Annotated in this window: 15 protein-coding genes; 7 read left to right on the top strand and 8 right to left on the bottom strand. The window is 70.1% G+C overall.

Annotation, left to right across the window (positions count from 1 at the left end; translation table 11 throughout):
* Positions 1–53 precede the first annotated feature (53 nt).
* From FIV50_RS14570 to FIV50_RS14585, 4 genes are read left to right on the top strand one after another with little or no spacing between them, the layout of a single operon-like run.
* Entirely contained in the window at positions 54–1,178 is a 1,125-nt protein-coding gene (locus FIV50_RS14570; RefSeq protein ID WP_140038049.1) for a glycosyltransferase, read from the top strand.
* The gene (locus tag FIV50_RS14575; RefSeq protein WP_140038050.1) at positions 1,175–2,314 is read left to right on the top strand and encodes a glycosyltransferase; all 1,140 of its coding nucleotides are present in this window, start codon (positions 1,175–1,177) and stop codon (positions 2,312–2,314) included. Before FIV50_RS14570 ends, FIV50_RS14575 begins: the two co-directional genes overlap by 4 nt.
* Positions 2,311–3,321 carry a glycosyltransferase gene (locus tag FIV50_RS14580; RefSeq protein WP_140038051.1) on the top strand — a complete coding sequence of 337 codons (1,011 nt, stop codon included), beginning with the start codon at positions 2,311–2,313 and terminating at the stop codon, positions 3,319–3,321. The genes FIV50_RS14575 and FIV50_RS14580 overlap by 4 nt, the downstream gene beginning before the upstream one ends.
* Positions 3,318–4,169, top strand: a complete 852-nt coding sequence (locus FIV50_RS14585; RefSeq protein WP_258184294.1) for a galactosyltransferase-related protein — start codon at positions 3,318–3,320, stop codon at positions 4,167–4,169. The genes FIV50_RS14580 and FIV50_RS14585 overlap by 4 nt, the downstream gene beginning before the upstream one ends.
* Here FIV50_RS14585 and FIV50_RS14590 read toward each other — a convergent pair.
* Positions 4,155–4,775, bottom strand: a complete 621-nt coding sequence (locus FIV50_RS14590) for a cyclodeaminase/cyclohydrolase family protein (RefSeq protein ID WP_140038052.1) — start codon at positions 4,773–4,775, stop codon at positions 4,155–4,157. The genes FIV50_RS14585 and FIV50_RS14590 overlap by 15 nt on opposite strands.
* An 18-nt stretch (positions 4,776–4,793) precedes the next feature.
* Positions 4,794–5,186, bottom strand: coding sequence for a hypothetical protein (locus FIV50_RS14595; RefSeq protein WP_140038053.1), 393 nt, complete (start codon positions 5,184–5,186; stop codon positions 4,794–4,796).
* 127 nt (positions 5,187–5,313) lie between these two features.
* On the opposite strand from FIV50_RS14595, the gene FIV50_RS14600 reads away from it, so the two are divergent.
* The 3 genes from FIV50_RS14600 to FIV50_RS14610 are packed head-to-tail and all read left to right on the top strand — an operon-like array spanning position 5,314 to position 7,109.
* A complete protein-coding gene (locus FIV50_RS14600) occupies positions 5,314–5,565 on the top strand; it encodes a hypothetical protein (protein ID WP_140038054.1) in 252 nt (83 codons plus the stop codon).
* A gap of 1 nt (position 5,566) precedes the next feature.
* Complete coding sequence (locus FIV50_RS14605) at positions 5,567–6,286, top strand: histidine phosphatase family protein (protein ID WP_140038055.1); 720 nt, start codon at positions 5,567–5,569, stop codon at positions 6,284–6,286.
* Positions 6,270–7,109, top strand: a complete 840-nt coding sequence (locus FIV50_RS14610) for an ADP-dependent NAD(P)H-hydrate dehydratase (protein ID WP_140038056.1) — start codon at positions 6,270–6,272, stop codon at positions 7,107–7,109. Before FIV50_RS14605 ends, FIV50_RS14610 begins: the two co-directional genes overlap by 17 nt.
* A 3-nt stretch (positions 7,110–7,112) precedes the next feature.
* Here FIV50_RS14610 and FIV50_RS14615 read toward each other — a convergent pair whose 3' ends face one another.
* The 6 genes from FIV50_RS14615 to FIV50_RS14640 all read right to left on the bottom strand — a co-directional run bounded on the left by FIV50_RS14615 (position 7,113) and on the right by FIV50_RS14640 (position 13,473).
* Positions 7,113–8,777, bottom strand: a complete 1,665-nt coding sequence (locus tag FIV50_RS14615; RefSeq protein ID WP_140038057.1) for an alpha-amylase family protein — start codon at positions 8,775–8,777, stop codon at positions 7,113–7,115.
* Positions 8,774–9,739, bottom strand: a complete 966-nt coding sequence (locus tag FIV50_RS14620) for a TIGR03885 family FMN-dependent LLM class oxidoreductase (protein WP_140038058.1) — start codon at positions 9,737–9,739, stop codon at positions 8,774–8,776. The genes FIV50_RS14615 and FIV50_RS14620 overlap by 4 nt, the downstream gene beginning before the upstream one ends.
* An 89-nt stretch (positions 9,740–9,828) precedes the next feature.
* On the bottom strand, positions 9,829–10,521 hold the full coding sequence (locus FIV50_RS14625) for a response regulator transcription factor (RefSeq protein ID WP_140038059.1): 693 nt from the start codon (positions 10,519–10,521) through the stop codon (positions 9,829–9,831).
* Positions 10,518–11,705, bottom strand: a complete 1,188-nt coding sequence (locus FIV50_RS14630) for a sensor histidine kinase (protein WP_140038060.1) — start codon at positions 11,703–11,705, stop codon at positions 10,518–10,520. The genes FIV50_RS14625 and FIV50_RS14630 overlap by 4 nt, the downstream gene beginning before the upstream one ends.
* Complete coding sequence (locus FIV50_RS14635) at positions 11,702–12,544, bottom strand: ABC transporter permease (protein ID WP_140038061.1); 843 nt, start codon at positions 12,542–12,544, stop codon at positions 11,702–11,704. The genes FIV50_RS14630 and FIV50_RS14635 overlap by 4 nt, the downstream gene beginning before the upstream one ends.
* Positions 12,541–13,473 (bottom strand): ATP-binding cassette domain-containing protein, encoded by a 933-nt coding sequence (locus tag FIV50_RS14640; RefSeq protein ID WP_140038062.1) that lies wholly within the window; start codon positions 13,471–13,473, stop codon positions 12,541–12,543. Before FIV50_RS14640 ends, FIV50_RS14635 begins: the two co-directional genes overlap by 4 nt.
* Between the last annotated feature and the right edge of the window lie 52 nt (positions 13,474–13,525).

The raw sequence follows: 13,525 nt of genomic DNA on the forward strand, positions 1-13,525 counted from the left end.
CGATCGCATCTGATCGTGCGTCCCCATTGCTGCGCGGTCACCTCCGTCTTGCGATGCCCGCACGTCGTGCTGTGCCGCCAACGGAGAACCACATCCTCACCGAACCTGCCCTCATCCGCGTCGCCTCGATTCCGGCCGCCCACCCCTACGTGCGTGCGGTCACCGACACACAGCGTGTGCGTGTGCTGCCCGACCCTCCCGTTGCGGGCGCGCCCGCCGACGTGTGGTGGCCGCCGGTGGCGCTCACCTCGCCGTGGCTCGTTTCACACGCTGCGGACTTCGACCTGCTGCACGTGCACTTCGGTCTCGAGTCGTTCTCGCCGGACGAACTGCGCGAGGCTCTCGAGACCGCGCTCCGGCTCGGCCGCCCCGTCGTGTACACCGTGCACGACCTGGAGAACCCGCAGCTCGTCGATCAGCGCCCGTACCGAGAACTGCTCGACGTGATCATCCCGTCAGCCGACCACCTCATCACGCTCACTCCGACCGCCGCCGCCGAGATCGAACGGCGGTGGCACCGCAGCAGCCGGGTGCTGGCTCACCCCACCCTGCTCGACGGCGCCGCGGTGCCCGAGCGCACGGTCGACGAGACCCTCCGGATCGGAATCCACCTGCGCGACCTGCGCCCCAACATCGCCGCCGAGCGTGCGGTACGCGCGGCCGTCGACGCCGCCGCCCTGCTCGCACAGACGGGGCGGGCGGTCGAGTTCGAGGTGCTGATGCACGATCGCGTCCGCGATGACGCAGCGGCCACCCGTGTGACTGCTGCCGCCGAAGAGCACCCTGCGGTGCGGGTGCGACGCACCCCGCGTCTGAGCGACGCGGGCATCGATGCCTGGATCGGCGGACTCGACCTCTTCGTCCTGCCCTACCTGCACGGCACGCACTCGGGGTGGGTCGAGCTCTGCTACGACCTGGGGGTTCCCGTGGCCGGAACGGACGTCGGGCACATCGGGTCGCAGCATCCCGATGACTTCTTCGTGATCGACCTCGACGACCCGCAGACGCTGGTCGAGGCAGTGGCGCTCGCCTCCGACGCGCGCGCCACATCGCCGCGCGCATCGCTCGTCGAACGGCGGCGCTCCGAGAGAGTGGCCGAACGCGAGGCCGTGCGCGACGCGCACGCCCGGCTCTACACCAGCGCGCGCGCCGAGATCTCGACGGCGGCCCGCGCGTGATCGCTCGCGAGCGGTTGCGGGTGCTCGTCGTGGCCCCCGAGCGTCACGCCCTGCGCCAGCCGCATGCCGGCGGCTTGGAAGCCGTGGTGTGGAACCGCGTGCGCTGGCTGCGCAGCCGAGGTCATGACGTGCAGCTCTGCGCGGCCGAAGGGTCGGACTTCCTCGGCGCCGACATCGACCTGCACCTGCCCAGCCCCCGATGGCATCAGTCACGGGATGCGTCGGACACCGACTTCCCCGAGGGACATCGTCGACTCATGACCGATGCCTTCGCGCGGGTGCGGGATCGGCTCGACTCCCCCGAGACCCGCGTCGACGTCGTCGACAATCACAGCCTCCACGGGGATCCGATCCTCTGGAGCCGTGACATCGGGGTGCCGGTCGTCACCACGCTGCACACGCCGCCCCTCGCCGACATGGTGATCGCCTCGAACGCGCTCGCCGGCTCATCGCCGCATCGGTTCCTCGCGGTCAGCCAGTACACCGCGCGGGCCTGGTCGGCCGAGGGCGTCGAGGCCTTCGTCTTCACCAACGGCGTCGACACGGCGCAGTGGAGCCTCGGGCCTGGCGGAGGCGACTGGGTGTGGTTCGGACGGATCGTCCCCGAGAAGGCCCCGCACCTCGCCATCATCGCCGCCAGACGCGCCGGGGCGCGCCTGAAGCTCGCGGGCCGAGTGGGCGACGCCGCGTACTTCGATCGGGAGGTGCGACCGCTTCTCGGCGGCGGCATCGACTACGTCGGGGCGCTGCGACAGCCCGAGCTCTCGGCCCTCGTGGGCGCCGCATCGGTCGCTCTCGTGACCCCTGTGTGGTCGGAGCCCTTCGGCCTCGTGATGGCAGAAGCGCTCATGACCGGCACGCCCGTCGCCGCGTTCGACTCCGGCGGCACCAGCGAGGTGCTGGCCGGAATCCCCGGCACCGCCATCGTGCCGTCCGCCGACACCGATGCTCTCGCCCACGCCGCAGCGGCGCTGGTCGGGCAGTCGCGACTCGGACTGCGCCGCCAAGACGTGCGTGAGGCGGCCTCCGCTCGCCACTCGCTCGACCACAGGCACCGCGAGATCGAGCGAGTTCTCTCGGTCGCCGCTCAGAGCGCGGTGCCTGGCCACGAGCTCGTCGAGGCGGTCGGCGCATGATCGGCTGGTACGTGCATCATCACGGGTGGGGCCACGTGACCCGGATGCAGGGGATCCGCCCGCACCTCGGCGATGAGGTGACGGTGTTCTCGAGCCTCCCCGAGCCTGAGTCCCTGGCCCCGAGGACGACATGGGTGCAGCTGCCCTCCGACTCCGATGCGGTGGTCGGGCCCGACGGAGTTCGCCGCGAAGCGCGCGAGCTCGGCGACGTCACGGCCCGCGGCACGCTGCATTGGGCGCCCGTCGGGCATCCTGGGCACCAGGCTCGTCTCGCGGCGATCGCGGAGTGGGTGGCGATCCGCCCCATCTCCGCGTTCGTCGTCGACGTCAGCGTCGAGGTCACGATGCTCGCTCGTCTGCTCGGCGTGCCGACGATCTCCGTCGCGCAACCGGGCGACCGCACCGATGCTCCGCACCGTCTCGGGTACGACCTCGCCGACCGCATCCTGGCGCCCTGGGCTCCGGGGACGATCCCCGCGAAAGCCCTCGTCGGTCGCGAGGACCGCGTACGGTCGGTGGGCGCGATCTCGCGCTACGACGGCCGCACTCGCGATGACTCAGGCGACGACGTGCGCCGCGTGCTGTTCCTCGGCCTCGCCCTCGACCCGCTGCGGCTCGCACAGACGATCGAGCTGCTGAGCGCAGACGGATGGGCCGTCGAGAGCGCAGGAGCAGGCCACGGCGACCGCGTCGACGATGTGTGGCCGCTGCTGTGCCGGGCCACCGTCGTCGTGAGCGCGGCGGGTCAGAACAGCATCGCCGACCTCGCGGCAGCGGATGCCCGCGGTGTCGTCATCGCCCAGGAGCGACCCTTCGGCGAACAGCAGGACATGGCCCGCGTGCTGGCGGCGCACGGCCTCGCGCAGACCGTCTCGGCTGATGCGACGCCCACCGAGGTGGTCGACAGCATCCGACGAGCGGCCGACACCGCACCCCGCTGGAACGTGTGGCAGGTGTCGGGCGCCGCCGGTCGTGCCGCGGCCGCGATCGAGGAGCTGGCACGATGACGATCCGCGTCGCCGTCATCACTCCCGCATCGGTGAACCGTCTCGACCACCTGCAGCGCCAGCGCCGATTCCTCGACGAGGTGCGCACGCCGGGCATCGAGGTCGTGCGTGTCGAGGCATGGCTCGACGTCGACGCGCCGCCCGCAGTGCCGTCGACCCTGTTCGTGCATATGCCGCCGGGTCACGACGGCATGCGCGTCGGTGCGGCGCGCAACGCCGCCGCCGCCCTCGCGCTGGATCACGGGGCCGACCTGCTGGTGTTCCTCGATGTGGACTGCCTGCCGGGGCCGGCACTGCTCGAGAGATATGTCAGCGCGGCACAGACTTACCCGCACGACCTGCTCTGCGGACCGGTGACCTACCTGCACAGCGTGCAGCGCCCGTCGACGATGCTCGATCTCGGTGCCATGACCCGGCCGCATCCGGCTCGTCCCCTGCCACCGGACGGCGAGGTGGTGACGGCGACCGATGACGAGTTCGACCTGTTCTGGTCGCTGTCGTTCGCGGTGACCGCAGAGACGTGGACGCGCCTCGGCGGCTTCGACGAGGCGTACGAGGGGTACGGCGCCGAAGACACGGACCTCGGCCGACGCGCTCGGTCGCTCGACATGCGAGTGCAGTGGGTCGGCGGCGCGCACGCCTACCACCAGTGGCATCCGGCCGGTTCTCCGCCGTGGCGCCACCTCGACGACATCCTGCGCAACGGCGCCCTGTTCGCCGAGCGCTGGGGCGAGTGGCCGATGCGCGGCTGGATAGACAGCTTCATCGAGGGCGGTGCGGTCGAACCCCACGGCGACGGATACCGTCGCGTCGCATCGGGCACCGGCCTTCGCTCAGTCCAGGCGTGACGACAGCTCCCGGATGATCTCGCCGACCTCTCGCTCCGCATCCGCGACGCGCTCGACGTCTGCCTCGAGATCGGCGATCGTCTCGGCGGCGGCGCCGTGACGACGTGCGATCTGCAGGTTCGCGCGAATGTTCATGGCTCCGCCAGACAGCCCGGCCCGGAGCGCCTCTGCCGCCACCGCGAGATCGACGACGATATGCGGGTTGCCCGCCTCCACCAGCACGCGCACGTCGCGCAGCATCGCCACGCCGATCGCGCCGACCCGCGCCGCTGACCGGGCCGCCTCGACAGCGGCGTCGCGGACGCGCTCGTCGCGCGAAGGGTCGTCGGCGGGCAGAGCGAGCGCGGCCCCGAAGCTCGACGAGACGACGCCGTCCGCCTCGACCGCCCGCAGCGCCTCGGCCCGTTGCCGGGCGAGGCGGTCGACGGTGTCCGCCGCTCGCTGGTCACCATCGGAATACCCACCGACCATGCTCATCAGCGAGGCGGAGATCGCGAGCATCACCCCTGACGCCGCACCGCCCCCGGGAGAACCCGTCGGTCGACTCAGAGCATCCAACCAGTCGTCCAGCGGGGTGGATGGGGGGATGTCGGCGGAGTCCTGCATGAGCGCCACACTATCGAGCTAGGACACCAGCAGCGGCAGCAGCGACACGACGAGTCCGACGAACCCGACGCCGGCGAACACGATCCCCAGAGTGAGGATGACGCGCCGCGCGTGGGGAGGCTCGCCGACCCGTGCGTGGGCCGGATTGTTCGCGCTGACCACGCCCGCGGCCCAGCCGTCCTCCGCAGTGGCGGACTCATGCCTTTTCAGCGGCCGTTCGTGAAAGTCGCCGCCGGCGAACCAGCGTCCGATCAGCGAATCGTCGCGCTCGATGACGGCGATCTCGACGGGCAGCCACGCTCCCTCGACGGTGCGGATGAGGAACGCCAAGAGAAGCAGCGGCAGACCGATGCCGAGGCCCACCCAGGAAAGCACCTCACCGACGAGAGCGAGAGTGTCCAGAGCCTGCATCTCACCATCGTAGAGAGTGCAGCCCACCCTCGGCGGCGAATCCGCTAACCACTGCGCGCCCCAGGCGCAAGGCCCTCTGCACACTCGACCGTCTCGCCTAACGTCGCCCACGAGGGGAAGGAGAACCGTGAGGACTCACATAGAGATCGACGGCAGAAGCTTCGTGCTTCACGACGATCAGCCCCTGCCCGAGATCATGGCGGAGATCGAAGCGGCCGCATCCTCATCGCCGACGTTCGTCACCCTGTCTGCGGAGGGCCGGAGCATCAGCGTGCTGATCCGCTCGTCGACGAGGGTGGTGATCTCGGTCGAGAAAGACGACCACGTCGAGCCGGACCAGGGCGCGTGGGACCTCCCGTTCGACGAATGGGAGTTGTGACATGGAAGAGCTGTGGCTGGTCAGGCACGGGGAGAGCGTGGGCAATGTCGCGGCGACCGCGGCGGAGGCCGCCCGCGCGGAGACGATCCCGCTCGCGACGCGGGATGCCGACGTGCCCTTGTCGGAGACGGGCGCAGAGCAGGCGAGGGCTCTGGCGACCGCGCTGCACGGCGGCCCCGTCACACCTCACGTCGCCTGGCTGTCGCCGTACATGCGGGCGCAGCAGACATTCGCGCTCAGCATGGAAGACGTCCCTGCCGTCGAGCGGGTGTTGACCGACGAGCGACTGCGCGACAGGGAGCTCGGCATCCTCGATCTGCTGACGCGATGGGGCGTCGCCGCGAGGCATCCCGAGGAGGCCGACCGTCGGGCGCGCCTGGGCAAGTACTACCACCGCCCACCCGGCGGTGAATCCTGGGCCGACGTCGCCCTTCGTCTGCGGTCGTTCCTGCACGACGCCCTCGATGCGGATGCTCGTGTGGGACTGGTCGTCGCACACGATGCTGTCGTCATGCTGTTGATCGCGCTGCTCACCGGGATGGACGAGCAGCGTCTCATGCGATTCGCGTCGGCGAACACGGTGCTCAACGCCTCCGTGACGCGGCTGCGATTCGACGGTGAGCAGTGGCAGCTCATCGACTTCTCGGATGTGCGCCACCTCGAGCAGCTGGGCGCGGAGGTCACCGTGCACCCCGGGAGTCCCGATGTCCGCCCCGAGTGAGCCGACGACCGCCACCCTGCAGCTGTTGCAGCAGTGGGGGCTGCCCGAGCCCGGCGACTCGAAGAAGTCTCGGGGCACGGCGATGATCATCGGCGGCTCCCCTCTGTCGGCGGGCGCGGTCGTCCTGGCCGGAGAGGCGGCGCTGCGCGTCGGAGCGGGAAAGGTCGCCGTCACGACCGATGCCCCCATCGCCGATGTCGTGCGCATCACCCTCCCCGAAGCAGGGGTGTACGAGTCGCCCGGTGCAGACGCGCAGACACCGGACGCCCTGCGCACCGCGTACGAAGGCGCGGACGCTGTGCTGGTCGGGCCGGGGTTGGATGACCCGGAGGATGCCGTCGGGTGGCTACGGCGGCTGGCAGGCCACGATATCGCCTGCCTCGTCGTCGACGCCTTCGCGGTCGGAGCCGTCAGAGAGGTGTCGCGGTCTGATCTTCCGCGGTCCCTGATCATCAACGCCAATCTCGACGAGGCAGAGCTGCTGCTGGGGCGCCCGGTCGATGACCTCTTCAACGACCTGCGGCCCGTCGCACGGGAGCTGGATGCCGTGATCCACTGCTACTCCGCGGTCGTCGCGCCCTCCGGCGCGGTGTGGCGGCTCGACGTCGGCGGGCCCGGCCTCGGCACCGCGGGTTCGGGAGACGTGGCCGCAGGCACCATCACGGGTTTCGCGGCCCGGGGGCTCGAACCGGAACGCGCCGCCGTGTGGGGAGCCTGGGCTCACGCCCGCGCAGGCGACCGCCTCGCCGAGCGGATGGGTCTGGGCTATCTCGCCCGAGAACTCGCCACAGAACTCCCCGCCGCGCTGCGCGAAGTCCACTGACCCTCAGGTCACCCGGCCGTCACCGGGCCGCGATACGCGAAGCCAGCGGTAGCCGTACGCCGGCACCTCCAGTTCGACCCCACCCTTCGGGTCGAGCGTCAGGCGCGACGACTCGAGGAGGTCGACGAGAGTCGTGCCCTCCGGCTCGTCACCCAGCCGGAACGAGGTGGTCACCGGCACCTCGGCGAAGTTGTGGAGCGCGATCATCTTGCCGACGTCGGCCGAGAGCGAGTGCACGAGCAGCGACTCGGCCGGCTGGTCGATGACCTCGAACGTGCCCCACCCGAGTTCCGGGGAGATCCGGTAGCTCGAGGTCAGAGCGCGGATGAAGTACAACAGGGAGCCGCGGTCATCCAACTGGGCGGCGACGTTCACATGCTCCGGCGCATATCCGTCGGACGGCGGACGCGCGACGAGGCGGCTGGGCGCGGCATCCGAGAATCCTCCGTTGCGATCGTCGGACCACTGCATCGGAGTCCGCACGGCCTCCCTGCCGGGGATCTCGATGTTCTCGCCCATGCCGATCTCCTCGCCGTAGAACAGCACCGGAGTGCCGGGCAGGGTGAAAAGCAGACTGTAGGCCATGCGGATGCGGCGCGGATCGCCGTCGAGCATCGGCGGGAGGCGCCGGGTGATGCCTCGCCCGAACACCCGCTGGCGCTCGTCGGGTGCGAACGTCTCGAACACCTCCTGCCGCTCGCTGTCGCTGAGCTTGTCGAGGGTCAGCTCGTCGTGGTTGCGCAGGAAGTTCGCCCACTGCACCTCGGCGCCGAGCACGGGGCGGGCTCGCAGCGCCTCGATCAGCGGAGCCGGATCCTTGCGCGCGAAAGAGAGGTACAGCGACTGCATCCCGACGAAGTCGAACTGCATCGTGAGCTCATCGCCGTCATCGCCTCCGAAGTACTGCGCCTGCTCGTCGTAGGGCAGGTTGACCTCGCCGAGCAGGATCGCCTCGCTCGACCGACGCTGCAGGAACCGACGGATGTCGCGCAGCAGTTCGTGCGGCTCTGGGATGCCGGCGCCCTCGGGGATCTCGAGGAGAAAAGGCACCGCATCGACGCGGAAGCCCGAGATGCCCAGCTGCAACCAGAACCCGATGACCTTGGCGATCTCGTCGCGCACGCGAGGGTTGGCGATGTTCAGGTCGGGCTGGTGCTCGTAGAAGCTGTGCTGATACCACTGCCCCGACTTCTCATCCTTGCCCCAGATGCCGTTCGCCTGGCCGGGGAAGACGGCGTTCTTCTGGCCCTTCGGAGGAGCGTCGTCGCGCCAGACGTAATAGTCCCGATAGGGCGAGTCGACGCTGCGCTTGGCGGCGAGGAACCACGGATGCCTGTCAGAGGTGTGGTTGATGACCAGGTCGACGATGACCCGCATCCCTCGATCGCGCGCGGTGCGGATCACCTCGACGAAGTCGCCATGCGTGCCCAGACGCGGATCCACACCGTAGAAGTCGCTGACGTCGTAGCCGTCGTCACGGTCGGGGCTCGGATAGAAGGGCATCAGCCACAGGCAGGTGACGCCGAGCTGCGACAGATAGTCGATCCGCTGGGCGAGGCCCTGCAGATCGCCGACCCCGTCGCCGTTCGAGTCGAGGAACGTCTCGACGTCGAGGCAGTAGACCACCGCGGTCTTCCACCAGAGGTCGCTCGTATCGGTGATCTTCACAGTCGCTCCTTGAGTGCGGGGATGAGCTCGGATTCGGCAGCGGCGAGGAAGTACGACTGCTCGGTGCCGACGTGGTGCAGGTACACGCGATCGAATCCGATCTCCGCGAGGTCGGCGACGCGACCGGCCAGCGCGGTGGCGTCGTGGTCGACCAGCACGGCCTTTCGCAGATCGTTCTTGTCGAGGCCCGCCACCGCCGCCTCGAAATCCTCGGGCTGCTCGAGATCCCACGTCTCCGGGGGCGAGAGCAGACCGTTGGTCCACTGCTCGCGAGCGATCGCGAATGCCGCCGCGTCGCTGTCCGCGAGGCTGACGTGCACCTGCAGGATGCAAGGGCCGGAGCCCCCGGCGCCTCGGTAGGCGTCGACGACCCGCTGCAGCGCGGCGGGCTCCTGAGCGACCGTCGCCAGGCCCTGCGCCCACGACGCCGCCCATTCCGCGGTCTCGGCGCTCACTGCTGTCGCGAACAGCGGCGGCGGCTCGGCCGGTCTGCTCCACACTCGTGCTCGGTGCACGCGCACCAGGCCGTCGTGATCGACCTCCTCGCCGTCGATCAGCCGGCGGATCACGTCGACGCTCTCGCGCAGTCGTTCGTTGCGGATCTGCTTGGCCGGCCACCCCTCGCCCGTCACGTGCTCGTTGACCGCCTCGCCGCTGCCCATCGCCGCCCAGAAGCGACCGGGGAACATCTCCTCGAGGGTCGCGAACGCCTGAGCGATCATCACGGGGTGGTAGCGCTGGCCCGGAGCGTTGACCATCCCGATCGAGAACTCCGTGCAGGCGAGCGCGGCCGCGATCCAGCTCAGCGCGAAACCGGACTCGCCCTGCGCCCGGGTCCACGGCGCGAGGTGGTCGGAGCACATGGCTCCGTCGAAGCCCGCGCGCTCGGCATCGATCACCGCGTCGAGAAGCGCGCTCGGTGCGATCTGCTCGTGCGAGGCATGAAAACCGATGAAGACCATGCGCCGAGTCTTGCAACGAACAGAGCCGCACGGCAGTGGTGGACACTCCGCAGCGAGTCTGCGATGATGGGCGGCCCTGCGCCGCGGGGCTACTGGCCGGTGGGCCTGACGACGCCGAGCTCGTACGCCAGGATGACCGCCTGCACACGGTGGGGCAGGTCGAGTTTCACGAGGATGCGGCCGAAGTGGGCCTTCACCGTGGATTCGCTCAGATGCATGGCCTTGGCGATCTCGGTGTTCGTGAGGCCGCGCCCGATGTGCACGAAGACGTCGCGTTCCCGGTCTGTCAGCACCGAGAGGGCATCGTCCCGAGCCTGGTGGGTGCGGGGGGCCAGGTGCGGCAGGGCGACTTCGATGAGCTTCGAGGTGATCCGCGGAGCCACCACGGCGTCGCCCGTCGCAACCGTGCGGATCGCGGCGACGAGTTCGTCCGGTCGCGTGTTCTTGAGCAGGAACCCTGCGGCTCCGGCCTGCAGTGCCCCGAAGGCGAATTCGTCGAGGTCGTAGGTGGTCAGCACGAGCACCCGGGTGCGTGGCAGCCGCGCGGTGAGATCGCTCGTCGCCTCGATGCCGTCCTTGCCGGGCATGCGCACATCCATCAGGATCACGTCAGGACCCAGCGCGATCGCGGCGTCGACGGCAGACGCTCCGTCGGAGGCTTCGCCCACGACGTGTATGTCGTCCTCGGCCTCGAGCACGAGACGGAGCCCGTAGCGAACCAGCTCCTGATCGTCGGCGATCAGCACCCGGATCCGGGCGGCGTGGGCATCGGATGTCGTCATCGGTCCTCCGTCTGCAGTCGTACGAACACGCGCCAGCCCCCGCCCGGTCGAGGCCCGGCCTCGACGTGCCCGTCGTAGAACGCGGCGCGCTCGCGGATGCCGACCAGGCCACGGCCCGGGTCGACGACCGGCGGGGCCGGCGCAGACCTGTCCTCCACGACGATCGACACATCCTCGTCCGTGATGCTGATCCTCACCACGACATCCTGCACGTCGCGCGCGTGCCGCAGGACGTTCGTCAGCGCCTCCTGCACGATGCGGTAGACCGTCAGCCCCACCACGGCATCGGCGTCGATGGCGCCCGTCTGCTCGAGTCGCACCGGCAGACCCGCGATCCGCGACTCTTCGATGAGAGACGGGACGCGCTCCATGCTCGCCTGCGTCGGCTGACGGTCGACCGGGTCGCCCTCGCCGCGCACCGTCGTCAGCAGGCGCCTCATCTCGACGAGGGTTCGGCGCCCGGTCTCGGCGACCCGCCCGATCGCCCGGCGGGATTCCTCTGGCCGAGCGGCTGCAGAAGCCTGCGCCCCGTCGGCGACCGCGACCATCACGGCGAGGCTGTGGGCGATCACGTCGTGCATCTCCCGCGCGATGCGCTCGCGCTCGAGCGCGGCGGCGATGTGCGCCTCCTGGTCGCGCTCGCGGCGCATCTGCTCCGCTCGTTCCACGAGTGCGCGCAGCTCCCGCCGCCGGTGGCCGACGTTGAGCCCGACGAGGGTGGACATCAGCGAGACCGCGACCACCACGGTGGCGATGCCGAGCCAGTCGAGGGGCCAGGCGTCGAGGTCCACTCGCGGCGCCAGCCCGAGCAGCGGCGGGCCGAGGCGCACGCGGATCGCCAGCACCAGCGCCGCGAGCGTGCCCGACACCGCGGCCGCGGCGAACGCCGTCCAGGCCTGCCGCGGCCGGAGGTCGACTCCACACCGGTACAGCGCCCCCACGGCGAGCACCGCTTCGGCGCCTGATCCGCCGGCGAATGACAGCGGGAGAAGGACGATGACGGCGATGAGGGCCACGAGAGGATGCCGACGCGAGACGAGGATCGCCGAGATGCCGGCGACGAGCAGCGTCACGAGCGCCCACGCGGGTGTGGTCAGCGACGACTCGAGCGACAGGTAGCCGAGGGCCAGCGAGACCGCCGAGTACGCCCCGAGAGCCACGAGGTCGGATCGCCGCGGTGTCATACGTCTCTCTTGCGCAGTGCGATCGCGCCCGCGGCGAGCGCGATCGCCGCCCAGATCGACGCGATCAGCCAGCCTGCACCCACGCTGATGTGACCGCTCCACAGGTCGAGGAACGGACCGCCGTCAGCGCCGACCCGGCTCATCGCATCGCCCGCATTGCCCAGCTGGGCGATGCGCAGAGCGCGGGAGAGCAGCCCGTACGGAAGCAGCGACGTCAGCACGGGCAGCAGCAGCGTGGCCAGGAAGACGATGATCGCTCCCGCGGTCGTCGATCGCACGAGAGTGCCGATGCCCACCCCGAACAGTGCGCAGAGCCCGAGATACCCCGCAGAGCTGAGCAGCGCGACCACGACCCCGGGTGCGGTGAGCGGTGCCGCGAGGCCGAACTGCGCATAGATCGGCGTGGTGAGCGCCCATGCGCTGAACACGGTGACGAGGGCGGTCGCAGTGGCGGCGATGAATACCACGACCGCCTTCGCGCCAAGGACGCGCAACCGGTCGGGCACCGCGACGAACGTGGGCTGAATCGAGCCCGATGCGTACTCGGCGCCGATCAGCATGACTCCGAGGATACCGGCGATGATCTGGCCGAGGACGACGGTCGGCACCGTGACGTCGGCCATGGTGCGCTCGATCAGGAGCACCGACGGAGCACCCGACGACTCGAGCGTCACGCCGAGGAACAGGCTGCCACCGACCCCGATGAGGAAGATCGCCGCGAGGGCGAGCACGGAGGAGGGCAGGCTGAACAGCTTGATCCACTCCGACCGCAGCACGTGGGTGAACGCGGGGCGCCGAGTGCGCGCATCCGCTCGTCGGGGACTCGTGGTGAGGGTCATCGTCCGGCTCCTTCGGTGGCGTCGTGCGCGGTCGCGCGGTATTCGGTGTCGTGAGCGGTGAGGGCGAGGTAGGCGTCTTCGAGCGAGCCCTCGACGGTGGCGATCTCGTACAGCACGATGCCCGCATCGGCCGCGGCACGCGCCACCTCCTCGGCGGGGAGGCCGTCGATCTCGACCGCGCCATCCGGGTGCGTCGTCATGGTGACCCGGGGGCCCGCGAGGGTGCTCATGAGTCGCTCGACCTCTCTGGTCCTCACGCGCACCACGGATCGGGTCACACCCGCGACCACGTCGTGCAGCGGCCCGTCGGCCAGAATCGTCCCTCGGCCGATGACCAGCAGATGGTCGGCCGTCTGGGTCATCTCGCTCATCAGATGCGACGAGAGCAGCACGGTCTTCCCCTCCCCCGCCAGCTGCCGCAGCAGGCCGCGGATCCACAGGATGCCGTCGGGGTCGAGGCCGTTCACCGGCTCGTCGAGGATGATCGTCTGCGGGTCCCCGAGCAGAGCCGCGGCGATCCCCAGCCGCTGGTTCATGCCGAGCGAGAATCCGCCGACCCGCCTGTCCGCCACAGCATCCAGTCCTGCGATCTCGATCACCTCACGCACGCGGGCGGCGCCGATGGCGTGGGTGGCCGCGATCGCCCGCAGGTGCTTGTAGGCGGTGCGGCGCCGGTGCGCCGAGCGCGCATCGAGCAGAACGCCGACCTCGCGCAGCGGTGCGGGCAGATCCGCGTAGGCCCGACCGTTGACCTCCGCGGTGCCCGCGGTCGGCCGGTCCAAGCCGACGATCATCCTCATGGTCGTGGACTTGCCGGCCCCGTTGGGTCCCAGGAATCCGGTGACCGTGCCCGGTTCGACGGTGAAGTCGATGCCGTTCACGGCCACCCTCTCGCCGTAGTGCTTCGTCAGAGACTGAACTCGAATCATGTCGCGCCTTTCGTTCGCCTTCGACGCTACGAACGACGGCGCGCGGGCACAT

Origin of the sequence: Microbacterium foliorum, assembly GCF_006385575.1 — a bacterium.
Lineage (GTDB): Bacteria > Actinomycetota > Actinomycetes > Actinomycetales > Microbacteriaceae > Microbacterium > Microbacterium foliorum_B.